Origin of the sequence: Aeromonas sp. SG16 (assembly GCF_024436135.1) — a bacterium.
GTDB lineage: Bacteria > Pseudomonadota > Gammaproteobacteria > Enterobacterales > Aeromonadaceae > Aeromonas > Aeromonas jandaei.
Window position 1 is genome coordinate 92,388 of sequence record NZ_JANFNW010000008.1, and the last position, 23,368, is coordinate 115,755.

Sequence of the window (23,368 nt, forward strand, 5' to 3'; positions counted from 1 at the left end):
CTATCAGAGAAAAAACCCGCCAGATGGCGGGTTTTGTCACGATTGGGCAAGCTGGTCCGATTAACCGGACAGCTGTTCCAGGCTTAGACGGAGTAGTACAGCTCGAACTCCAGTGGGTGTGGGGTCATGCGCACACGGTCAACATCCTGCTGTTTCAGTTCCAGGTAGGAGTTGATGAAGTCATCGCTGAACACGCCGCCACGGGTCAGGAACTCGCGGTCTGCATCCAGAGCGGCCAGTGCTTCGTCCAGAGAACCGGCAACGGTCGGTACTTCTGCAGCCTCTTCCGGCGGCAGGTCGTACAGGTTCTTGTCCATGGCATCGCCCGGATGGATCTTGTTGATGATACCGTCCAGACCGGCCATCAGCTGAGCTGCAAAGGCCAGGTACGGGTTGGCTGCCGGATCCGGGAAGCGCACTTCGATACGACGGGCTTTCGGGCTCGGAACCACCGGGATACGGATGGAGGCAGAGCGGTTGCGGGCAGAGTAGGCCAGCATGACCGGTGCTTCATAACCCGGAACCAGACGCTTGTAGGAGTTGGTGGTCGGGTTGGCGAAGGCGTTGATGGCCTTGGCGTGCTTGATGATACCGCCGATATAGTGCAGCGCCATCTCGGACAGACCGCCATACAGGTCGCCGGCGAACAGGTTGACGCCGTTCTTGGCCAGAGACTGGTGGCAGTGCATGCCGGAGCCGTTGTCACCGAACATGGGTTTCGGCATGAAGGTCACAGTCTTGTTGTAGGCGTGGGCCACGTTGTGGATCACGTACTTCAGCACCTGCACTTCGTCCGCCTTCAGGGTCAGAGTATTGAAGCGGGTAGCGATCTCGTTCTGACCGGCAGTCGCCACTTCGTGGTGGTGAGCTTCAACAACCTGGCCCATCTCTTCCAGCACCAGACACATGGCGGCACGGATGTCCTGGGAGGAGTCGACCGGCGCAACCGGGAAGTAACCGCCTTTCACGAACGGACGGTGTCCCTTGTTGCCATGCTCATAGGCAGTACCGGAGTTCCATGCAGCTTCTTCGGATTCGATCTTCACGAAGCTGTGGCCCATGGTGTTGGAGAAGGTGATGTTGTCGAACATGAAGAATTCCGGCTCCGGCCCGAACAGCACGGTGTCAGCGATGCCGCTGGACTTCAGGAAATCTTCGGCGCGCTTGGCGATGGAGCGCGGGTCGCGGTCGTAGCCCTGCATGGTGGCAGGCTCCAGCACGTCACACACGATGTTCAGAGTGGTCTCTTCGGTGAAGGGATCCAGCTTGGCGGAGGCGGCATCCGGCATCAGTACCATGTCGGATTCGTTGATGCCTTTCCAGCCACCGATGGAGGAGCCGTCGAACATCTTGCCGTCTTCGAAGAAATCTTCATCAACCTGATGGGCAGGGATGGATACGTGCTGCTCTTTGCCCTTGGTGTCGGTAAAGCGCAGATCAACAAACTTGACTTCGTGTTCCTGGATCAGGGCCAAAACGTTCTGGACTGACATGCTAAATAACCTCCGGTGTTAAAACTCTCTGGGTGAATGCGTCGTCGTATTCACATAAGCCAGTATCGTGCCAAGTTTGTGACAGCCTGATTTCAGGGCAATCCCGTCTCGGTGGTTCCCCAAAAGCAGGCAATCTCGACTGGTGTTGCATCAAAATAGTGCGACCGCGGATCGTTTTGGTGCACTGAAATAGTGCGCAAGATGCGGTCGCACCCCATATAAGCAGGGTTTACAGACGAGGTCTATGATCCAGATCCGTTGTCATGCGCGAATGTACTGCAATTCTGCTAGGCAGATCACAAAGGCAAGAGTACAATTAGCGCCCAATTTTACCCGGTGATTGAGGCGAGAATGTTAGAGAATTTACGCAATATTGCGATTATTGCGCACGTTGACCACGGCAAAACGACGCTGGTGGACAAACTGCTGCAGCAGTCCGGTACCCTGGACCGCTCCACGGAAGGCCAGGAACGGATCATGGACTCCAATGATCTGGAACGGGAACGTGGCATCACCATTCTCGCCAAGAACACTGCGATCCGCTGGAATGACTACCGCATCAACATCGTTGATACCCCGGGTCACGCCGACTTCGGTGGTGAAGTTGAGCGCGTACTGTCCATGGTTGACTCCGTGCTGCTGCTGGTTGACGCCGTTGACGGCCCGATGCCGCAAACCCGTTTCGTGACCCAGAAAGCGTTCGCTCAGGGTCTGAAGCCGATCGTGGTCATCAACAAGGTTGACCGTCCGGGTGCTCGTCCTGACTGGGTAATGGATCAGGTATTTGACCTGTTCGACAACCTGGGCGCGACTGACGAACAGCTGGACTTCAAAGTGGTTTACGCCTCTGCACTGAACGGTTGGGCCACCATGGATCAGGACGTTGAGTCCGAGAACATGGAGCCGCTGTTCCAGGCTATCGTCGACAACGTGGAAGCTCCGAAAGCTGACACCGAAGGCGCGTTCCAGATGCAGATCTCCCAGCTGGACTACAACTCCTACGTGGGCGTTATCGGTATCGGCCGTATCACCCGTGGTCGCGTCAAGACCAACCAGCAGGTCACCATCGTTGGTGCCGACGGCAAGACCCGCAACGGTAAAGTCGGTCAGGTGCTGGGCTATCTGGGCCTGTCCCGTACCGAAGTTGCCGATGCGCAAGCTGGCGACATCATCGCCATCACCGGTCTGGGCGAGCTGAAGATCTCCGACACCATCTGCGACAACGGTGCTGTTGAAGCGCTGCCGCCGCTCTCCGTTGACGAGCCGACCGTGAACATGACCTTCCAGGTCAACACCTCACCGTTCGCCGGTAAAGAGGGCAAGTTCGTGACCTCCCGCAACATTCTGGAGCGTCTGAACCAGGAGCTGGTCCACAACGTGGCCCTGCGCGTGGAAGAGACCGACGATCCGGACAAGTTCCGTGTATCCGGTCGTGGTGAACTGCACCTCTCCATCCTGATCGAAAACATGCGTCGCGAAGGTTACGAGCTGGCGGTATCCCGTCCGGAAGTAATCCTGCGTACCGTTGACGGCGAACTGCAAGAACCGTTCGAAACCGTAACTGTGGACGTTGAAGAAGCGCACCAGGGTTCCGTGATGGAGCAGCTGGGTCTGCGTAAGGGCGAAATGACCAACATGACCCCGGATGGCAAGGGTCGTGTCCGTCTGGACTTCATGATCCCGAGCCGTGGCCTGATCGGCTTCCAGACCGAGTTCATGACCATGACCTCCGGTACCGGTCTGCTCTACCACACCTTCGACCACTACGGTCCGCACAAGGGTGGCAGCATCGGTGAGCGTCAGAACGGCGTGCTGATCTCCAACGCTACCGGTAAGGCACTGACTTACGCCCTGTTCGGTCTGCAAGACCGCGGTCGTCTGTTCATCGGTCACGCGACCGAAGTGTACGAAGGCCAGGTGATCGGTATCCACTCCCGTTCCAACGACCTGACTGTTAACTGCCTGAAAGGCAAGCAGCTGACCAACATGCGTGCCTCCGGTACCGACGAAGCTCAGGTTCTGACTCCGCCGATCCGCATGACTCTGGAACAGGCTCTCGAGTTCATCGACAACGATGAGCTGGTAGAAGTGACTCCGAAGAGCATCCGTATCCGTAAGAAGCTGCTGACCGAGCTGGATCGCAAGCGCTCTGGCCGTGGTTAATCCCATGTGCTGAGTCTCGGTAGCCCTCGCGGTTGCTGACGATTCGCTGATAGAAAGGCCCAAACCTCAGGTTTGGGCCTTTTTTTATCTGCGTTGGGCTTGAGCGGTTCGGTTGCACCTTGCTTTGTGGATAAGCGCTGCGGCCGGGCGTGACAGGCTTTCAATGGGCGTTTGTCTTGCTATGGCTCAATGCAGAGGGCGTGTTCTGGAGGCAGGGCTCGGCAGATCGGAAGATGGTCTTACCGGGCCTGCTGGCAGGGGCGGGCTCTTATGGGTGAGCCAAAGTAATCGCTATAAATTTAATTTATGGATTTTGTCTTAATGGCCCAGCTTTACCTTATGTGAGCAAAGTGGGCTACCTGAAGCACTCTGTGGCTTATACCAGGTCGTTACAGGGCGGTGCCCGATCCGGGGCATAAAAAACGACGCCCGCCACCGGTTGTTATCCACCGGTGGCGGGCGTCGCTACTTGCGCGTTACTGGCGCCAGAACGAGGGGAAGAACAGCACCGCGACCGTCAGGATCTCCAGCCGTCCCAGCAGCATGCCGAACGACAGCAGCCACTTGGCCGAGTCGGGCAGACTGGCAAAGTTGGTGCTGGGGCCCACCACCGGCCCCATCCCCGGCCCCACGTTGGCAACCGCGGTGATGGAGCTGGAGATGGAGGTGAGGGGGTCGAGCCCGATGGCGGCCAGCAGCGCCGCGATCACCAGAATGATGGCGAAGTAGGCCAGCACGAAGGAGATCATGGAGCGGATGATGGCGTCGTTGACCGTCCGGCCGTTGTACTTCTGGGGAAATACGCCGGAGGGGTGCATCAGCTGGCGCATCTGCTTCTTGAACAGGGCGAACGCCACCTGTACCCGGAAGATCTTGAGGCCGCCCGCAGTCGAGCCCGAGCAGGCGCCAAGCGCCAGCAGCACGATGAAGGTGATGCTGGCGAGCGGCCCCCAGGTGCCGAAGTCACCGAGGCCAAAGCCCGTGGTGGTGAGTACCGAGACGATGTTGAAGCAGCTGATGCGCAGGGCATCCCAGAAGTCGAACAGGTTCCGCTCCCACAGGTAGAAGGTCATGATGGCGGTGACCCAGACCACCAGCCAGAAGAAGCCGCGTACCTGGGCATCCTTGAACAGGCTGTAATCCCGGTGGTTGAGGCTCTGCACGTAGAGCAGGAAGGGCAGGCCACCAAGGAACATGAACAGGGTGCCAATCCAGTGTGCCGAGTTGGAGAAGTGGGACATGGATTGATCAGAGGTGGAGTAGCCGCCGGTACTGAGAGTGGTCATCGAGTGGTTGATCGCCTCGAACAGCGTCATGCCGCTGGCCCAGTAGGCCATCATGCAGAGCATGGAGAGCACCAGATAGACCAGCACTATGTTGTTGGCCACCGTCTTGGCCCGTGGTGCACTTTTATCCGACCAGTCCGAGCTCTCGGTCTGGAACAGCTTCATGCCGCCGACGTTGAGGTAGGGCAGCACAGCTACCGCCATCACGATAAAGCCGACCCCGCCCAGCCACTGCAGGATGGAGCGCCACAGCAGGATGCTGTGGGCCATGTTGTCGAGGCCGGAGAGCACGGTAGAGCCGGTGGTGGTCACCCCCGACATGGTCTCGAAGTAGGCATCGGTAAAGTTGATGTGGGTGATGAAGACAAAGGGCAGTGCCCCGAAGATACAGGCCACCACCCAGACCGAGGTGGTGAGCAGGAACATCTCCCGCACCCCCAGATGGAACTCCGCCTTGCGCCCGTAATGGAGGCAGAGCAGGGCGGCGCCGTGGGTGATGAGCACCGATTTGAGAAACTCGACGAACCCCTCGGAGCCGGTCAGCAGGGCCAGCAGGGTCGGCAGCCACATGAAGAGCGCCAGCTTGGAGAGCACCAGCCCGAGAGTAAAGATGATGGGACGCAGCTTGATCATGTTCGATAACCTGGTCGGTGATTGAAAAAAGACCCGGAGCATCCCCCTGGTGGGGCTGAGCCGGGTCTGGCGTGACAGTGAGCGGCCATGGGCCCGTTACAGGAAGAAGGGGCTGGGCTGGAACAGCCGTTCCACTTCCGGGATGTACTTCTTGTCCACCAGGAACATGACCACGTGGTCATCCTGCTGGATCCTGGTGCGATCGTGAGCGATCAGCACCTCATCCCCGCGCACCACTGCACCAATGGTGGTGCCCGGTGGCAGCTTGAGTTCGCCTACCGTCTTGCCGACCACCTTGGAGGTGTTCTCGTCGCCGTGGGCAATCGCCTCAATCGCCTCGGCAGCGCCGCGGCGCAGACTGTAGACGTTGGCGATATCAGCTCGGCGCACGTGGGTCAGCAGGGCCGAGATGGTGGCCTGCTGCGGCGAGATGGCGATATCGATGGAACCGCCCTGCACCAGATCGACGTAGGCGCCGCGCTGGATCAGCACCATGGTCTTCTTGGCCCCCATCTTCTTGGCGAGCAGCGCTGACATGATGTTGGCCTCATCCTCGTTGGTGACGGCGATGAAGACGTCGATCTGGTCGATGTGCTCCTCGGCCAGCAGCTCCTGATCCGCCGCATCGCCGCAGAAGACGATGGTGTTCTCCAGCAGTTCGGAGAGCTGCTCCGCCCGCTTCTGGTTGCGCTCGATAAGCTTGACGCTGTAACGCTTTTCCAGCTGACGGGCGAGACCGGCACCGATGTTGCCGCCACCGACGATCATGATGCGACGGTAGGGGCTCTCGAGACGCTGCAGCTCCGACATCACGGCGCGAATATGGCCCGCGGCGGCGACGAAGAAGACCTCGTCATCCGCTTCGATGATGGTGGTGCCTTGCGGGCGGATCGGGCGTCCCTGACGGAAGATGGCTGCTACGCGAGTTTCGATGTTGGGCATGTGCTCGCGCAGGGTGGAGAGCGCATTGCCAACCAGCGGGCCGCCGTAGTAGGCCTTGACCGCCACCAGACCGACGCGGCCACCTGCGAAATCAACCACTTGCAGGGCTCCCGGATACTCGATCAGGCGACGCACATAGTCGGTCACCAGCTGCTCCGGCGCGATCAGGTGATCCACCGGCACCGATTCCGGCAGGAACAGGCGATCCCGCTCGGTCAGATAGGCGGGCGAACGGATCCGCGCCACCTTGTTCGGGGTGTTGAACAGGGAGTAGGCGACCTGACAGGCGATCATGTTGGTCTCGTCACTGTTGGTGACGGCGACCAGCATGTCGGCATCCTGGGCGCCCGCTTCGCGCAGCACCTTGGGGTGAGCGCCATGGCCGTTGACTACCCGCAGGTCAAACTTGTCCTGCAGTTCGCGCAGGCGCTCGCTGTCGGTATCGACGATGGTGATGTCGTTGTTCTCTCCGGCCAGGTTCTCGGCCAGAGTGCCGCCGACCTGGCCGGCTCCCAAAATGATGATTTTCATAGGGAACGTCTACTCACGTTGAGGCAGTAAAGGGGCATGCCGCCAGCATGGCGATTGCCCCGGAAGAAGCATGTCAGCGTCACAGCTTGACCAGCTTGGCGTAGTAGAAGCCATCCATCTCGGCTTCACCCGGCAGGAACTGGCGACCCGGGCAATCCGGGGTGTCCTGTTCGTGCAACGGTACCAATTTGGCATCTTTGGTCGCGGCAAGGAAGGCGCGGATCTGTTCGCGGTTCTCTTCCGGCAGGACGGAGCAGGTGGCGTAGAGCAGGGTGCCGCCGCTCTTCAGCTTGCCCCAGAGGGCGCTCAGAATGCGGCGCTGCAGCTCGGCCAGCTCACGAATGTCCTGATCGCGGCGCAGCCACTTGATGTCAGGGTGACGACGGATAACGCCGGTGGCGGAGCAGGGGGCATCCAGCAGAATGCGGTCGAACTGGCCCTCCGGCCACCACTGTTCCGGTGCCGCGGCATCGCCGTGGATCACTTTAGCGGTCAGGCCGATGCGATCCAGGTTCTCCTGCACCCGCTTGAGGCGGTTCTCGTCTGCATCGACGGCGACCACGCCGGCCAGCTTGGGCTGACGCTCCAGCAGGTGGGCGGTCTTGCCGCCTGGGGCGGCGCAGGCATCCAGCACCCACTCACCCGGCTGCGGGTCGAGCAGGGCGGCCGCCTGTTGTGCTGCGCCATCCTGTACCGAGCAGTCACCGACTTCGAAGCCGGGCAGCTTGGTCACGTCGCAGGGACGTTCCAGCAGGATGCAATCCTCGCCCTCTTCACCGGCCACCGCATTGATGCCGGCTTCGGCCATGCGGGCCAGCATCTGCTCGCGGCTCTGGCGCTGGCTGTTGTTGCGGATCCACATGGGAGGGCGCTGGTTGTTCGCCTCCATGATGAACTCCCACTCGTCGGGATAGGCCTGACGCAGGCGCTTGGTGAGCCACTCGGGGTGACCGAGGCGCACGCTCGGCACGCGGTCGATACGCAGCAGAATCACTTCGGCGCTGCGCTGGAAGTTGCGCAGCACGCCGTTGATGAGGCCACGCAGGGAGGTGCCCTTGAGCAGCTTGACCGCGTTGACGGTCTCGGCCACCGCGGCGTGAGCCGGAATGCGGGTGTAGATAAGCTGGTAGAGGCCGACCAGGATGAGGTAGTGGAAGATGCGGCTCTTGTTCTTGAGCGGCTTGTCCATCATCTCGCCGACCGCCGCGTCGAGGCGGGGCAGCCAGCGCAGGGTACCATAGCAGAGTTCTTGCAGGAGGGCGCGATCGCGGGGCGCAACCTTCTCCTGGGCAGCAGGCAGAACGGCGGAGAGGGACTGGCCCTGATCCAGCACCTGTTGAATAACGAGAGCAGCCTGTGCGCGTGTTTTCATAGTGTTACCTTAGATGCGCAAGTCGGGGCCTGGGCCCCGCTTGTGTCAATTCAATCCAGTTCAATTCAATTGCGTGCCGGGTTCAAACCAGTCGCGGCGAGAGTTGAGCAGGTCCGTCACGGACATCGCCTTCTTGCCGGGCGGCTGCAGGGTCAGCAGGCGCAGTACCCCTTTGCCGGTGGCGATATCGATCCCCTGCTTGTCAGCCTTGAGCAGGGTTCCGGCGCGCTGGCCATGGTCGCTGTCGATGACGGCGGCTTGCCATACCTTGACGGTCTGGTCAGCCACTTCGAACCAGCTAATGGGCCAGGGATTGAAGGCGCGGATGCAGCGCTCGATGGCAACGGCGTCCATCGACCAGTCGATGCGGGCCTCTTCCTTGGAGAGCTTCTCGGCGTAGTTGGCCAGCGCATCGTCCTGCACTTCGGCCGTGGTGTCGCCGGCGGCCATGGCATCGATGGTGTCGACCAGCGCCTGCGGGCCCAGCTCAGCCAGCTTGTCATAGAGGCTGGCGGAGGTCTCGTCGGCGGCGATGGGGCAGGTCACTTTGCGGATCATGGCACCGGTATCCAGCCCCACATCCATCTGCATGATGGTGACGCCGGTTTCGGCATCGCCCGCCCAGATGGAGCGCTGGATCGGTGCGGCACCGCGCCAGCGCGGCAGCAGAGAGCCATGGACGTTGATGCAACCCAGACGCGGGGTATCGAGCACCGCTTTGGGCAGGATCAGGCCATAGGCCACGACGACCATCAGATCGGCGCCAAGGGCTGCCAGCTCGGCTTGCGCCTCTTCCTTGCGCAGGCTAGCCGGTTGATAGACCGGCAGATTATGGGCCAGTGCCAGCTCTTTGACAGGGCTGGCGGTGAGCTTCTGGCCGCGACCGGCGGGCTTGTCCGGCTGGGTATAAACGGCGACGACCTCGTGGTCGGAAGACAACAACGCCGCCAGGTGACGGGCGGCGAAGTCGGGAGTACCGGCAAAAATCAGTTTCAACTTATTCAACGGGGCAGATCCTCAGAGGGCTTTGCGATCTTCACGGGCCATCTTTTCCAGCTTCTGACGAATGCGCTGGCGCTTGAGCGGGGACAGGTAATCCACAAACAGCTTGCCCATCAGGTGATCCATCTCGTGCTGGATGCAGATGGCGAGCAGGTCGTCCGTTTCCAGTTCAAACGGCTTGCCGTGGCGATCCAGAGCGCGGATCTTGATCTGTTCGGCGCGCGGCACCAGAGCACGGCTGCCGGGCACTGAGAGGCAACCTTCTTCGATGCCGGTGCTGCCACACTGGGAGATGACTTCCGGATTGATCAATACCAGAGGGTCTTCACGGTTTTCAGAGACATCGATCACTATGATGCGCTGATGAATGTCCACCTGTGTTGCAGCCAGGCCGATGCCTTCCTCTGCGTACATGGTTTCGAACATATCATCTACAATTTGCTGTAACTCGGGTGTAAAGGTCTCGACAGGGGCTGCGACGGTGCGCAAGCGCTCATCGGGAAAACGCAATACATCTAGAATGGCCATAGTTTTTTCTTTAGTTTCGTATAAATGCAGTCAATATTGGCGTAATTCTAGTCATTTACGCCGACAAAAAACAGCAACACTTTGCGCGCAGAAGTAACAGGGAGTGTTATGTATCTGAAGCGAACCATCCTGGCCTGTCTGCTGGTTGCCGCGAGCCCGACTCTGCTGGCCGACCAGTTGAGGCTTAAAGCTGGCTATCCCGAGAGCTATGTCGTGCAAAAAGGCGACACATTGTGGGATATCTCCGGCAAATATCTCTCCGAGCCCTGGCTCTGGCCCCGTCTCTGGAATATCAACCCTCAGATTGCCAATCCGCACTGGATCTACCCGGGTGATGTGCTGCAACTGAGCTGGGTCAATGGCGAACCCCGTCTTGGCAAGGCGATGCAAGGGGGCAAGCAGGTCATTCGCCTGAGCCCGAAAAACCGCTACGAGAGCAAAGCCAATCCCATTCCAACCCTTCCTATCAGCGAAATTGGCCCGTTTTTGCAGACCGACCATATTCTTGCCAACGCTCAGGAAGGAAAAAAACTGCCCTATCTGCTGGGGTCGGATGAAAAACATATCGGCATGCTGGAGGGGGACACCCTCTATGTCCAGGGGGCTTTGACCCCGGGACAGATGTATGGTGTGTACCACCCAGGTGCAATCTACAAGGATCGCGATACAGGCGAACTGCTTGGGCAGGAGGCCGTGCTCACCGGTATCGTTCGTGCTGTGGCGCGCCTGGATGGTGATCGCACCGAAGTGACTCTGACTCACAACCAAAGGGAGGTGCTGCAGGGTGACAAGGTGATACCGCTACCCGAGCAGGAGAGCATGCCTGCCGTATTCATGCCCAAGGTGGCACCTGCCATCCAGCCGGGCTATGTCGTCGACCTGCCAAGCAAGGCGCGAGGTGGTGGCAAGTTCGACGTGGTGCTCATCAACAAGGGGAGTCGGGATCTGTTGTCGGCGGGCGATGTGCTCGACATCCGCCGTCCCGGTGCTGCGCTGGTCACCAAGAATGGTACCGTCCAGTACAAAGAGCTCTCATCGGTCTACAACAAGGTGTTTTACAGCAGCAACAAAAAGGCGCCACTGCCTTCCGAAGCGATTGCCCGGGTCATGCTGTTCAAGGTGTACGACAAGCTGAGTTACGGCCTCATCATGCAGAGCAAGGACATGGTGAGTACTGGTTATCAGGTAACTCACTTCTGACCGTGCACTATCCTGACGATCGCCTTTCACTCTGGCTCGCGCTGGATGCTGTCGCCGGTATCGGCCCGGTGACGGCATCCCGTCTGCTGGAGCGGGTTGGCGGCGATATTCACCAGCTGTTTCAGTGTGACGAAACGCAGTTGCACCAGATGGGATTATCGTCAGAACAGATCCGCCAATTACGCTGGCCATCACCTGTTGTCGAGCAGAGCCTGATGTGGGCGACCCAGCCCGGCAATACCCTGCTCCCGCAGGATCATCCCGCTTATCCTCCCTTGCTCAGGGAGATCCCCGCCGCCCCCTTGCTGATCTACTGCCGTGGCGAGCTTTCTGCGTTGTCTTTTCCACAGCTGGCGATGGTGGGGACCCGCCATCCCACCTACGCAGGCAAAGACAATGCGTCCCGTCTCTGTGGTGAGTTGGTTGAATATGGACTGGCCATTACCTCGGGGCTAGCACTTGGCATCGATGGCGTCTGCCATCAGCAGGCCCTGGCCGCCGGAGGCATGACCCTGGCGGTGTTGGGGTCAGGGCTGGATCAGCTCTATCCCAAACGTCATCACGCGCTGGCGGCGGCAATACTCGAGCAGGGCGGCGTATTGATTTCCGAGCTGGCGCCGGACAAAGGGCCGCTGGCTGAACATTTTCCCCGCCGCAACCGTATCATCAGTGGCTTATCCCTTGGCACTCTGGTGGTTGAGGCTACCGAGCAGAGTGGTTCACTCATTACGGCGCGCTATGCGCTTGAGCAGGGCCGCGAGGTATTTGCGGTGCCCGGAGCGCCGCAAAACGGGCAGGCAACCGGGTGCAATAAATTAATTCAGCAGGGGGCCAAACTTGTGTTGAGTGCGGCCGATATAGTGGAAGAGCTGCCCGAATGGGCAGTGCGGTTGCCGGAACCGGTCGTATCATCTGAGCAATCGCATAATAGCGAATTGCCTTATGCAGATTTGTTGGATAACGTAGATTACGAGACCACAAGTGTGGATACCGTCGCCGAGCGGGCCCAGCTTCCTGTCGAAGTGGTATTAGGCAGGTTGGTAGAGCTGGAGCTGGCCGGAGCAGTCACGGCGGTCGCCGGTGGATACGTCAGAGCGAGGAGGGTGAATCATGTTTGATGTATTGATGTACCTTTTCGAGACCTACATCCACAGCGATGCAGATGTGATGGTCGAGCAGAATGAACTCACCGACGAGCTGAGCCGTGCCGGCTTTGACAAGGAAGAGATCGACAAGGCGCTGACCTGGCTGGAGCGGCTGGCCAATTTGCATGACAGCGAGCGGGAGGTCTATGTAGCCGCCAGCGCGCAAGGCTCCATGCGTATCTATGCTCCGCAAGAGCTGGCTCGTCTCAGCACCGAGTGCCGCGGTTTCCTGCTGTTTTTGGAACAAGCCCAGGTGCTTAACGCCGAGACCCGCGAGATCTGCATCGAACGCCTGCTCGAGTTGGATAAACCGGACATCGAGCTGGATGACCTCAAGTGGGTCGTCATGATGGTGCTGTTCAACGTGCCGGGCAGTGAAAATGCCTACCAGCAGATGGAAGAGCTGGTGTTTGACGAGTCAGACGGCGTCATTCACTGACAGTCCGGTGCCGCGCTGGTAGAATTCAGGCCATCTGGATTTAAAGGCGCGGCCCATGTCAAAAATCGATCATCACCTCTTTTCAGCCCACGAACATGCCTTCGAGCGCGAGCCGTGCCCGCAGTGCGGGGCCGAGCTGGTGATCCGTCAGGGCAAACATGGCCCTTTTCTCGGTTGTTCTGCCTACCCCGCCTGTGACTATATTCGTTCGCTGACGCCATCCGGCCGCGATATCGAGAAGGTGCTCGAGGGCTCTGCCTGTCCCGAATGCGGTCAGCCGCTGGCGATCAAGAAGGGGCGTTATGGTCTGTTTGTCGGCTGTACCCACTATCCGGCCTGCCAGCATATCGAATCCCTGCAGGAGAGCGACGATACCCAGATCCTCTGCCCGGAGTGTGGCAAGGGCCATCTGGTGAGCCGCACCTCCCGCTACGGCAAGCAGTTTTACTCCTGCGACGGCTATCCACACTGCAAATATGTGGTGAATGACAAGCCGGTTCCCATGCCTTGCCCGCAGTGTGGCTGGGGCGTCATGGTGGAGAAAAAGGTGCGGGGAACGCTGCGCTGGGTCTGTCCGCAAAAGAAATGCGGCCATCAAAGTGAGCGGGTATAATCGCGCCGCCATAACGGAACTAAAACGTTTTCGGCGAACTTCAACCCCCCACTTGGAGTAAGGAAATTCCCACCATGAAGAAACCCTTTGTTGCCGTACTGATGGGCTCGGACTCTGATTTCCCCGTGATGCAAGCCACCCTTGAAGTGCTCAAGTCGTTTGATATCACAGTGGAAGTCAAAGTGACTTCAGCCCACCGGACTCCGGCTGCGACCCACCAGTATGTGACCGATGCCGAGGCCCGTGGCTGCAAGGTATTTATCTGTGCTGCCGGTCTGGCTGCCCATCTGGCAGGGGCAGTTGCAGGTATCACCACGCGTCCCGTGATCGGGGTGCCCATCGATGGTGGCCCGCTGAAAGGGCTGGATGCACTGCTCTCTACCGTGCAGATGCCGGGCGGCGTACCGGTAGCGACCGTTGCCATCGGCAAGGCGGGTGCCAAGAATGCCGGATATCTGGCTGCCCAGCTGTTGGCTGTCGCTGATGACGAGCTGGCCGCAAGAGTGCGTGCCGAACGCCAGAAGAACGCCGAAGAGGTGATGGCGAAAGATGCTGCCCTGCAGGCGCAGCTCAAGTAAGTTTCTAGGTGGCCGCCAGTTGCACGGCGCTTCCCTCCGGAAGGCCGGGTTTGCAACGGTGGCCATTGTGTTGATAGCAACCCTATGATGAGGCGGCAGCTGGACTGCCGCATTTTTTCTGATGCAAAACGAATTTGAACAAGCGGTTGCCGCGCTCAAGAGCGAAGGAGTGATCGCCTATGCGACCGAAGCGGTCTTCGGTCTGGGTTGTGATCCGGACTCCGAACTGGCCGTGCAGCGTCTGCTCGATATCAAGCAGCGCCCGGTGGAGAAGGGCTTGATCCTGATTGCAGCCGAACTGGGGCAATTGCTCGATTATATCGACCTGAGTCAGCTCACCGCAGAGCAACTGGCTCGGGTTGAGGCCAGCTGGCCAGGCCCTTTTACCTGGATCATGCCTGCCAAGCCCGACACTCCCTCATGGTTGACCGGTCAGTTCGATACGCTGGCAGTGCGGGTCACGGCGCATCCGCAGGTACAAGGGTTGTGTCGGGCCTTTGGCAAGCCGCTGGTCTCTACCAGCGCCAACCTGACTGGCGAAGAGCCGGCTCGCCGCGTGGCCGATATCGGCGAACTGCTGGCAAGCAAGCTGGCCTATATCCTGCCGGGTGAGGTGGGTGGACAAGCCAACCCCTCGGAAATCAAGGATGCCAGAAGCGGCACAATTATCCGCCCTTCCTGAATGGCGGACCGCTTTGCGGCCATGCCGGCGGGCTAGCCCGCCTGTAATATCACTATAAAAAATGAGCGGGACTCTGTAGATCCCGCCTGAGCTGGAGACAAGATGAGCAAACCGGATGTGGCCCGGGTCAAGGCCTTTCTGCTGCAGTTGCAGGACGAGATCTGCCGTGGCCTGGAGCAGGCCGATGGCAGCGGACACTTTGTGGAAGATGCCTGGAGTCGTGAAGGCGGTGGTGGTGGGCGTACCCGCGTGCTGCGCCATGGTGCAGTGATCGAGCAGGGTGGGGTCAACTTCTCCCATGTTTATGGGGATGCCATGCCGGCTTCTGCCACCGCTCATCGACCCGAACTGGCCGGTCGCAAGTTCGAGGCGATGGGGGTCTCTCTGGTGATCCATCCGCACAACCCCTATGTGCCGACCAGCCACGCCAACGTCCGTTTCTTCATTGCCGAGAAAGAGGGCGAAGAGCCCATCTGGTGGTTTGGCGGTGGTTTTGACCTGACTCCTTTCTATCCGTTCGAAGAGGATGTTCGCCACTGGCATCAGGTTTCTCACGACCTCTGTCAGCCGTTTGGCGCAGATATCTATCCGGAATTCAAATCCTGGTGCGATCGCTACTTCTTCCTCAAGCATCGGGACGAGACACGCGGCGTCGGGGGCCTCTTCTTCGACGACCTGAATTGCTGGCCCTTTGCCGACTGCTTCGCCTTTATGCAGGCGGTAGGTCGGGGTTATCTTGATGCCTACCTGCCGATCATCGAACGACGCAAAGATCTTGCCTATGGCGAGCGGGAGCGGGAGTTCCAGCTCTATCGTCGCGGACGTTATGTGGAGTTCAATCTGGTGTTCGATCGGGGCACCCTGTTCGGGCTGCAAAGCGGTGGCCGTACCGAGTCGATCCTGATGTCGATGCCGCCTCTGGCTCGTTGGGAGTATGACTGGCAACCGGCAGCAGGCAGCCCAGAAGCCTTGCTCTATACCGATTACCTCAAGCCACGCGAGTGGTTGTGAAGGAAGGGGCCATAACGGCCCCTTCTTGTTGGCCGATATTCGACTTGTTCCCGCAGGGGAAAAACCGTTAAATCGGGAGATTGCCCTATAAAGGAACTGTTTGATGGATCGTTATCTGGTTTTTGGCCACCCGGTGCGCCACAGTAAATCCCCTTTCATTCACACCCTATTTGCCAGACAGACCCAGCAAGAGCTGGAGTACGGGTTGGCCGAACCTGCGGTGGATGAATTTGCCCGCACTCTGCGGGACTTCTTTGCGCGGGGCGGCAAGGGTTGCAACGTCACAGTGCCGTTCAAGGAGCAGGCATTTGCGCTGGTTGATCGGCTGAGCCCAAGGGCAAAACGGGCGGGGGCAGTCAATACCATCAAACTGACCAATGACGGTGTGTTGCTTGGCGATAACACCGATGGTGCCGGGCTGGTGGCGGATCTCAAGGCTCATGGCGTGACGTTGACCGGCAGCCGGATCCTGCTGCTGGGGGCAGGAGGCGCCGCTCGAGGTGCTCTGGCTCCACTGCTGGCCGAACATCCGGCCGAGGTGGTGATCGTCAACCGTACCCACGCCCGGGCAGAACAACTGGCTGCCGAATTCCGCGACCTGGGTAGTGTCAGCGCCCTGACGTATGAACAGCTGGCCGGTCATTTCGATCTTGTTATCAACTCCACATCGGCCAGTCTGCAGGGTGAGCTGCCGCCGCTGGCTCCCGATCTGATCCACGCCGATATTGCTATCTACGACATGATGTATGGTGCAACGGATACCCCCTTCATTGGTTGGGCCAAGCAACATGGCGCCCGTCAAACCATGGATGGGCTCGGCATGCTGGTCGAACAGGCTGCCGAGGCGTTTACCGTGTGGCGTGGAATCCGTCCCGGGACTAAACAGGTATTGAGAGAGTTGAAGCGTAACTTGGGGGTGATATGAACCAGGGTATTCTGTTTCCTGATCTGATGGAGTGGCAGGCCCAGGAGATGCGGGTGCATTTTCCTGCCCAGCAGATGGGGGCTCTGATCAACTGCTATATCAGCCTGCGTCGGCTGGAGAAGATGACTGGTCTGGCTCTGAGCCGAGAGGATGACATCCTGCGAGCGTTCGAAAGCGTGCGTTTTGATATTGAGGACTTTGCGGAAAAACTCATTGAAGAACAATCATTTGCTGAAGATGGCTCCATCTATCTGTAGATTTTCAAAGTTTTTTTTCTTTGCAGCGGAACTTCATCGATTTTCTGCTGACTAACTTGATAGTTGAGGAAGTGCTAGCTAGTCACCTTTATAACTCCCCGGTATTCGTACTGGGGATTTTTTTATCTATTTGAAATGAAAGTATTTTTTATAAAGCAAAAATCGTGAAACTAAATTACATAAATTACTTTCACTTTTTGCTGCTTTGCTGTACAGTTGTCTGCGTAGGGTACAGAGGTAAGATGTTCTATCTTTCAGACCTTTTATTTCACGTAATTGAATGTGGCTGAATAGCGGCCCCGATGAGTTTCTCGTCGGGGTGTTTTTTTATGTGTAGCATTTAGAGTAAAAGCTTTAATTTGTCGATGCGTTTGCTAAAATGGGGTCGATTCTTGAGGTACACCGGTCGTCTGGTGCTCGAGATTCAGCTTCTTCCCAATTTTTTGAACTTATTGTTTAAGGCTGGATGGCAGAACTGTCGTCCGGCCTCATTTTTATCCCTTCTCTGCTTGCGATGTAATTAAATTTCATTTTTTGTTGTTTTGGTGATTTTCATCCCTGGTATGGGGACAGATATGAAAACGATATCAAAAACATGAAAGGTTAATTCTTGTCGAGAATTAATGTCCTATCTATATGAATTTCAACCACTAACTCGCTCTTGCCAAGAGTGATATCGGGTGTGTGGGCTGGGTTGTGAGGACTGTAGGGATCTGAAAGTCTTTCAATCAGCGGAGGGGGACTCCGCCAATTGCGAGACTAGCGAGGAGTGGATCACTCCCCGGCGGGTTCTTGCTCATCTGTTTCGATGTGAGAGTCATCGGCTCCGGCGACATACCAGTTGGTCAGGGTCTGGGCCAGTTTTTCTACCCCGATATTGCTGAGGGAAGAGAAGGCTTCAACCTGGATCTGGGAACCCAGACTGGCGACGGCCTGGCGCACCTTGATCACCTGATTGTTGCGCGGGCCAGGGCTCAGCTTGTCGGCCTTGGTCAGCAGCAGCATAACCGGCAGTTCGCGATGAGCGCTCCACTCCAGCATGTTCATATCGGTATCTTTGAGCGGATGACGGATATCCATCAGGATTACCAGCCCTTTCAATGACTCACGACGTTGCAGGTATTCTGCCAGTGACTTTTGCCACTTGAGCTTCATTTCCAGTGGAACCTGGGCATAACCATAACCCGGCAGGTCGACCAGACGTTTGCCCGGTTCCAGCTCAAACAGGTTGATCAGCTGGGTGCGGCCGGGGGTTTTACTGGTTCGGGCCAGGTTCTTGTGTTTAGTTAACGTATTCAATGCAGATGACTTACCGGCGTTGGAACGGCCAGCAAACGCGATCTCGACACCCCCATCATTTGGCAGGTGGCGGATGTCGGGTGCGCTGGTCACAAAATGCACCTTATTGAAATTGAGAGTTTGTGTATCCAACGTAAATTCCCCATGGAGATAGAGGGTTATAGAGTTACTTTTTTGTAAAAAGGTGTAAAATGGCGTCGCTTAAACGCGTTTATTTTAACATGCCTTCAGCGGCATGGGATCTGGAAGCCTAATAACTAAAAGTTGGAACGCCATGAAGAACCTAGTCATTACTCTTGCTCTGATGGTTGGCGTAACGGGGATGGCACAAGCCAAAGGCGATGCCGCTGCGGGACAGGCCAAGGCTGCAGTTTGTGCGGCTTGTCATGGACCGGACGGAAACAGCCTGATTGATATGTACCCCAAAATTGCTGGTCAGCACGCATCATATATCAAAAAGCAGTTGGTTGAACTGAAGGCTGCCGCTTCTGGCCAAATTGGTCGGGTTGCGCCCGTTATGGGGCCGATGGCTTTGCCTTTGTCGGATCAGGACATGGATGACCTGGCGGCTTACTTCTCCAGCCAGAAAGTGACTCCGGTGGCCGTTCCTGATGATGTTGTTGCTGCAGGCAAGGCGCTTTATATGGGTGGCGACATGAGTCGCGGCCTGCCAGCCTGTACTGCTTGCCACGGGCCGCGAGGTTCCGGGGTGGAGCAGGCCAAATATCCCAGTCTCTCTGGGCAGCACCCTGCCTATATCAAAGCGCAGCTGACCGGTTTCCGTGCCGGTACCCGGGACAACGACCCGAATGGCATGATGCGCGACGTTGCCAAGAAGCTGACTGATCAGGATATCGATGTGTTGTCCAAGTATGTTGCCGGACTGCACTAAGCTGATTGCGTTACCTGCAATTGATGAGAAACGGGGAGCTTGGGCTCCTCGTTGTTTTTATGGTTTCCAGATCATTCTCGGTTTAATCCTCTCGTCATGTAAGAGATCTTCCATTCCCGCGGCAGGCCAAGGCTCATAGATTTGTATAAAATTTAAAATAAAAGCTATTTATCAATGGCTTATTGCTTTGATGCGGTTTTATGCGGTATTGGGATCTATTCAGGTAGATTGAGCGCCTTTATAGAGCTGATACATTAAGCTCTATGGATTTATCCACGGAATGGATAGCGGTTTCACAGTGGGATGCTGTGAGCACAGGATGTTTGGCATGGCGGGATGCCATGGGTTCGCAAGAACTGGCAAGGGATTGAAAGATCAGGATGGTGACCATCTCCGGAGCGGGATGGAGTTGCGGGATGCAGGCTCCCCGGCACGATGGCAGGATGCGGTCGGAACGGGTCAAACAGGCACACGCACATTCAGGAACGACCACAAGAAGGTCAGGATGACCATATAAAGATATGATGTGGCAACAAGTCGTCATGGACGGGACAAAACAGGCTGTTTTGCCATTCAGGATGATCCTCACACAGACATATCAAGGCAGCTTCGGCTGCCTTTTTTCTTATTGGGTCATTAACCCGATCAGCCTTTCTGTGTCAAAATACCAGCAATATGCCCAGAGGATACCGATCCTGCGGTGTTCAGTGGCCCTGACGGGCCGGATTGATGCGGGATCCTGCTGATGTTCCGGTTTCACTGTTCCCCAGAATTGCATCCCGCCGGGTGAGATCATCCCGGAGTCGGGCTCAATCCAGTTATTTTTCGGAGTTATCCATTCATGTCTGCCAAACAACCCAATCGCAAGCCTGCTGGCAAGCGCAAAGAATCAGAAGCCAGTGCTCAGGAAGGTCGTGAGCGGAAACGTGCGGCCAAGCGCAAGGGCTTGAAAGCGGGCTCTCGCCAGCAAGTCGAGCAGCAGAAAGGCAAGTCAGCCGGCAAACAGGCCAAGGATCCGCGTATCGGTTCACGCAAGCCGGTCGCTCTGATTGTTGAAGAGAAGGGCACCAAGTCCACCGTGTCCAAGGCGGTAAAAGAGAAGAAGCTGGTGATGACTCCGGAGCAGGAGCTGGCATCCATCGAGAATGATGACCGTCTCAATGATTTGCTGGATCGTCTCGATGCCGGTGAAATCCTTGAAGCAGCCGAGCAGGCCTGGGTTGAACAGCGGGTTGACCGCTATCAGGAGCTGATGGATGAGCTTGGCATCATCGACAACGACGATGACGAAGAGACCGACGAAGCCTTTGAGGAGAGCGACTATGAAGAGTCGTTCCAGCCGGCTTCCGAAGATGAGCTGTGGGATCGCTTTACCCAGGTCGATTATCAGCCCGAGACCAAGCCTGAGCCGAAGAAGAAGTGATGAGTGGATGGATGCTGGCCGCCCTGTCGGGCGGCCTGATTTTGTCCGGACTGGCCATCTATGCAGGTATGCTGCTGGCCAGACTCCGACGCCAGCAGGCGATGCAGTGGCAGGCCATTGCAGCTCGCAATGAACGAATCCTGGAGAGCGTGCGGGTTATTGCCCATGCGGTGCAGGAGGGGCAGTGCGACTACTCCGAAGGAGCCATTCGGCTGACCAATCTGCTGGATGCGCTGCAGATCAAGGATGGGCGCCCTTTTGCCAGCGAATTTCCCGGTCTCTACGGGTTATACGAGAAGGTGAAGGATATGCCGACCCATGAGGCGCGGCGTGCACTCAAGCGCAATGAAGTGATGAAGATGGATCTCGAGCGCAGCGGTTATGAGGCCGAGCTGGAAGCCCAGATCCTCAAGGATGTGGCGCAACTGAAGGATTTTCAGTTAAGCCGATAAGCCATTGATAACAAAAAGAGAGGAAGCGAGCGTGCAAGCAGGACAGATTGTGTGGGATCAGGCCCTGATCGAAAAATATAACTACAGCGGCCCGAGATATACCTCCTATCCCACGGCACTGGAGTTCAACGAGAACTTCGGTTACCCGGATTTTGTTCGTGCTGCCGGGCAGTACCCCGAGCGTCATCTTTCTCTCTACGTTCACATCCCCTTCTGCCACAAACTCTGTTACTACTGTGGCTGCAACAAGGTCATAACCCGTCATCAGCACAAGGCTGACGAGTACCTCGACTATCTCGAACGGGAGATCAAGGCTCAGGCTCCGCTATTCAAACAGCGGCTGGTTACCCAGCTGCACTGGGGTGGTGGCACTCCTACCTATCTCAATGAAAGCCAGACCCGGCGTCTGATGGCCATGCTGCGCGTGCACTTCCATTTTGCCGATGAAGGCGAGTTCAGTATCGAGGTTGATCCGCGCGAGATCGAACTGTCGATGCTGGATGTGTTGCGAGAAGTCGGGTTTAACCGTATCAGCCTGGGCGTGCAGGACTTCAACAAGGATGTGCAGGTTGCCGTAAATCGCGAGCAGGATAACGACTTCATTCGCGCCATGCTGGAACGAGCCAGAGAGCTGGGCTTTCGCTCAACCAATCTCGACCTGATTTACGGTTTGCCGCATCAAAACAAAGAGAGCTTCCACCATACGCTGGAAGAGGTGCTCAAGACGGATCCGGTGCGCCTATCCATCTTCAACTATGCCCATCTGCCCAGCCGCTTTGCTGCGCAGCGCAAGCTGAAGGAAGAGGATATGCCTGCTCCGCAGGAGAAGCTGGCCATGTTGCAGGGGACTATCGCGTTCCTTACCGGTCGCGGTTATCAGTTCATCGGCATGGATCACTTTGCCAAGCCGGATGATGAGCTGGCCGTGGCACAACGCGAAGGCAAGCTGCATCGCAATTTCCAGGGCTATACCACCCAGGGGGATTGCGATCTGCTTGGGCTGGGCGTCTCCTCCATCAGCATGATCGGCGATGCCTACTCGCAGAATCAGAAAGAGCTCAAAACCTATTACGCTCAGGTCGAGGAGTTGGGGCATGCGCAATGGAAAGGGTGCTCGCTCAATCAGGATGACCTGATCCGCCGTGAAGTGATCAAGCGGCTTATCTGTGACTTTCGTTTGAACTTCATCACCATTGAGCAGACATTTGGCTTGGATTTCAAAGAGTACTTCGCCGAGGATCTCAAGCTGCTACAGACCTTTATCGACGATGGGTTGGTGCGTATGACAGATACGGGGCTCGAGGTATCTTCCACAGGGCAGCTGTTGATCCGCAATATCTGCATGTGCTTCGACGTCTACCTGCGCAACAAGGCTCGCCAGCAGCAGTTCTCTCGCGTGATATAAGTTTTGCTTGCCGGTCAGAAAACAGAAAGGGGCGCCATCAGTGGCGCCCCTTTCATATGCATGTCTTTTGCTTGAGCCAGTGACGCTGGAAGGTCTTGGCAAGAAAGCGCTGCGAGTGGGGCAAGCAATTGCCCGGTGAAACGCAGATAAAAAGATGGGGGCGACTTGCGTCGCCCCCGGTAGTCGTATCGCTCATATCCTTGAACGAAGTTGCTCCCTGCAATCCCTGACTTTTTACCTCTTCCTTTAGGTTTCCCCTTCCCAATCCTTTGGGGTGTCCTTTAGCCATCTTGGCCTGACGAGTCATCCTGTCCCGCCGCACTTTCTCCGTCCTGGGAGGTGTCCTTTGCCACATCCTGTGACTAGTCCATTTGCCCAACCCTGGCAGCCAGTCTTCCTGACCGACTTCATTGCGTCCGTGCATGAGTAACTATAAGGATTTTCCGAGAGGCGACAATGGCAAGATGGAAAACGTTTTTGTGTTGATGGTTAACGAAAGCAATTGCTTTCGATTTATTTGATATAAAACATTGTGTTATTGGATTCTCCTGCTGTTTTTAAGACATTATCTTCCGATTATTTCGAGAACATTTTGAGCTTATTGCTCACATCTTTAATGGCTGATCTCTTACGCTGCATTATGGTTGCTTTGGAAACAAATATGTCGTCCTGATGGTGATGTCTTTCACCAGCAGGAAAAGGGGAACTTGAGCAAGAAAAGGCGGTGTCAGGAGCGCTGATTGAGGCGTTCGTATATGGTCTGCCGTTCTTCAGGACTTAGCGATGAGAAGTAGTGAGTAAAGAGGCGCAGCAGCAGAGATTTGTTCATGCCGTCCTGCTGGGTCAGATTGCCCAACTCATCGATGGCGACGGTACTCATGGAGAAGGTCGCCTTTTTGTAACTGGGCTTGAGGTGTTCGCCGTTCTCGATGAAGGCCAGTGCCGTCAGGGCTTCGTCCCGGTGCAAGCTCAGCTCCAGACTGACCACCTTGGGCTTGCCTTTGGCGTAGAACTCCGCATCTTCGATAAACTCGTCGACGGTAAAGTTCTTCTGGTGGTGCAACTGGTGCTTCTTCTTCAGATCGGCCAGACCCATC

At 57.1% G+C, this 23,368-nt stretch carries 22 protein-coding genes; 14 read left to right on the top strand and 8 right to left on the bottom strand.

Annotation, left to right across the window (positions count from 1 at the left end; translation table 11 throughout):
* Positions 1-83: 83 nt before the first annotated feature.
* A complete protein-coding gene (glnA, locus tag NOM67_RS17035) occupies positions 84-1,493 on the bottom strand; it encodes a glutamate--ammonia ligase (RefSeq protein WP_041209494.1) in 1,410 nt (469 codons plus the stop codon).
* 351 nt (positions 1,494-1,844) lie between these two features.
* Between glnA and typA the strand changes: the two genes are divergently transcribed.
* Entirely contained in the window at positions 1,845-3,656 is a 1,812-nt protein-coding gene (gene typA / locus NOM67_RS17040; RefSeq protein ID WP_041209495.1) for a translational GTPase TypA, read from the top strand.
* Positions 3,657-4,132: 476 nt separating this feature from the next.
* Here typA and NOM67_RS17045 read toward each other — a convergent pair whose 3' ends face one another.
* The 5 genes from NOM67_RS17045 to def form a co-directional block, all read right to left on the bottom strand.
* On the bottom strand, positions 4,133-5,575 hold the full coding sequence (locus NOM67_RS17045; RefSeq protein WP_041209496.1) for a TrkH family potassium uptake protein: 1,443 nt from the start codon (positions 5,573-5,575) through the stop codon (positions 4,133-4,135).
* Between the two features lie 96 nt (positions 5,576-5,671).
* Positions 5,672-7,048: a Trk system potassium transporter TrkA gene (gene trkA / locus NOM67_RS17050; protein WP_033114770.1), complete on the bottom strand. Its 1,377-nt coding sequence runs from the start codon at positions 7,046-7,048 to the stop codon at positions 5,672-5,674.
* Between the two features lie 79 nt (positions 7,049-7,127).
* Complete coding sequence (gene rsmB / locus NOM67_RS17055) at positions 7,128-8,420, bottom strand: 16S rRNA (cytosine(967)-C(5))-methyltransferase RsmB (RefSeq protein ID WP_201908962.1); 1,293 nt, start codon at positions 8,418-8,420, stop codon at positions 7,128-7,130.
* A gap of 60 nt (positions 8,421-8,480) precedes the next feature.
* The gene (gene fmt / locus NOM67_RS17060; RefSeq protein ID WP_201962652.1) at positions 8,481-9,425 is read right to left on the bottom strand and encodes a methionyl-tRNA formyltransferase; all 945 of its coding nucleotides are present in this window, start codon (positions 9,423-9,425) and stop codon (positions 8,481-8,483) included.
* Positions 9,426-9,437: 12 nt separating this feature from the next.
* Positions 9,438-9,950: a peptide deformylase gene (gene def, locus NOM67_RS17065; RefSeq protein WP_041209500.1), complete on the bottom strand. Its 513-nt coding sequence runs from the start codon at positions 9,948-9,950 to the stop codon at positions 9,438-9,440.
* A 108-nt stretch (positions 9,951-10,058) separates the two neighbouring features.
* Here def and NOM67_RS17070 point away from each other — a divergent pair, with 108 nt between their 5' ends.
* The 9 genes from NOM67_RS17070 (at position 10,059) to NOM67_RS17110 (ending at position 16,800) form a co-directional block, all read left to right on the top strand.
* Positions 10,059-11,150 (top strand): LysM peptidoglycan-binding domain-containing protein, encoded by a 1,092-nt coding sequence (locus NOM67_RS17070; RefSeq protein WP_255938889.1) that lies wholly within the window; start codon positions 10,059-10,061, stop codon positions 11,148-11,150.
* Between the two features lie 2 nt (positions 11,151-11,152).
* Positions 11,153-12,268, top strand: coding sequence for a DNA-processing protein DprA (gene dprA / locus NOM67_RS17075; protein WP_255938890.1), 1,116 nt, complete (start codon positions 11,153-11,155; stop codon positions 12,266-12,268).
* Entirely contained in the window at positions 12,261-12,734 is a 474-nt protein-coding gene (locus NOM67_RS17080) for a DUF494 family protein (protein ID WP_041209503.1), read from the top strand. Before dprA ends, NOM67_RS17080 begins: the two co-directional genes overlap by 8 nt.
* A gap of 55 nt (positions 12,735-12,789) precedes the next feature.
* Complete coding sequence (locus tag NOM67_RS17085) at positions 12,790-13,347, top strand: type I DNA topoisomerase (protein ID WP_156854184.1); 558 nt, start codon at positions 12,790-12,792, stop codon at positions 13,345-13,347.
* 74 nt (positions 13,348-13,421) lie between these two features.
* Positions 13,422-13,925, top strand: a complete 504-nt coding sequence (gene purE, locus NOM67_RS17090) for a 5-(carboxyamino)imidazole ribonucleotide mutase (RefSeq protein WP_156854182.1) — start codon at positions 13,422-13,424, stop codon at positions 13,923-13,925.
* 121 nt (positions 13,926-14,046) lie between these two features.
* Positions 14,047-14,607, top strand: a complete 561-nt coding sequence (locus NOM67_RS17095) for a Sua5/YciO/YrdC/YwlC family protein (RefSeq protein ID WP_255938891.1) — start codon at positions 14,047-14,049, stop codon at positions 14,605-14,607.
* Positions 14,608-14,709: 102 nt separating this feature from the next.
* Entirely contained in the window at positions 14,710-15,618 is a 909-nt protein-coding gene (gene hemF, locus NOM67_RS17100) for an oxygen-dependent coproporphyrinogen oxidase (RefSeq protein ID WP_255938892.1), read from the top strand.
* 103 nt (positions 15,619-15,721) lie between these two features.
* Complete coding sequence (aroE, locus tag NOM67_RS17105; protein ID WP_156854176.1) at positions 15,722-16,543, top strand: shikimate dehydrogenase; 822 nt, start codon at positions 15,722-15,724, stop codon at positions 16,541-16,543.
* Positions 16,540-16,800, top strand: a complete 261-nt coding sequence (locus tag NOM67_RS17110) for a DUF1488 domain-containing protein (RefSeq protein ID WP_203973898.1) — start codon at positions 16,540-16,542, stop codon at positions 16,798-16,800. The genes aroE and NOM67_RS17110 overlap by 4 nt, the downstream gene beginning before the upstream one ends.
* 774 nt (positions 16,801-17,574) lie before the next feature.
* Here NOM67_RS17110 and yihA read toward each other — a convergent pair.
* On the bottom strand, positions 17,575-18,231 hold the full coding sequence (gene yihA, locus NOM67_RS17115; RefSeq protein ID WP_042031917.1) for a ribosome biogenesis GTP-binding protein YihA/YsxC: 657 nt from the start codon (positions 18,229-18,231) through the stop codon (positions 17,575-17,577).
* A gap of 142 nt (positions 18,232-18,373) precedes the next feature.
* Between yihA and NOM67_RS17120 the strand changes: the two genes are divergently transcribed.
* The 4 genes from NOM67_RS17120 (at position 18,374) to hemN (ending at position 22,271) form a co-directional block, all read left to right on the top strand.
* Positions 18,374-18,991 (top strand): cytochrome c, encoded by a 618-nt coding sequence (locus NOM67_RS17120; protein ID WP_033114784.1) that lies wholly within the window; start codon positions 18,374-18,376, stop codon positions 18,989-18,991.
* An 841-nt stretch (positions 18,992-19,832) separates the two neighbouring features.
* Positions 19,833-20,414, top strand: coding sequence for a Der GTPase-activating protein YihI (yihI, locus tag NOM67_RS17125; protein ID WP_156854172.1), 582 nt, complete (start codon positions 19,833-19,835; stop codon positions 20,412-20,414).
* An 11-nt stretch (positions 20,415-20,425) separates the two neighbouring features.
* Positions 20,426-20,866 (top strand): DUF2489 domain-containing protein, encoded by a 441-nt coding sequence (locus tag NOM67_RS17130; RefSeq protein WP_124242169.1) that lies wholly within the window; start codon positions 20,426-20,428, stop codon positions 20,864-20,866.
* A gap of 31 nt (positions 20,867-20,897) precedes the next feature.
* Positions 20,898-22,271 carry an oxygen-independent coproporphyrinogen III oxidase gene (gene hemN, locus NOM67_RS17135; RefSeq protein ID WP_255938897.1) on the top strand — a complete coding sequence of 458 codons (1,374 nt, stop codon included), beginning with the start codon at positions 20,898-20,900 and terminating at the stop codon, positions 22,269-22,271.
* Between the two features lie 727 nt (positions 22,272-22,998).
* On the opposite strand, the gene NOM67_RS17140 is transcribed toward hemN, so the two are convergent.
* Positions 22,999-23,367, bottom strand: coding sequence for a CopG family transcriptional regulator (locus NOM67_RS17140; protein ID WP_255938899.1), 369 nt, complete (start codon positions 23,365-23,367; stop codon positions 22,999-23,001).
* Position 23,368 lies beyond the last annotated feature (1 nt).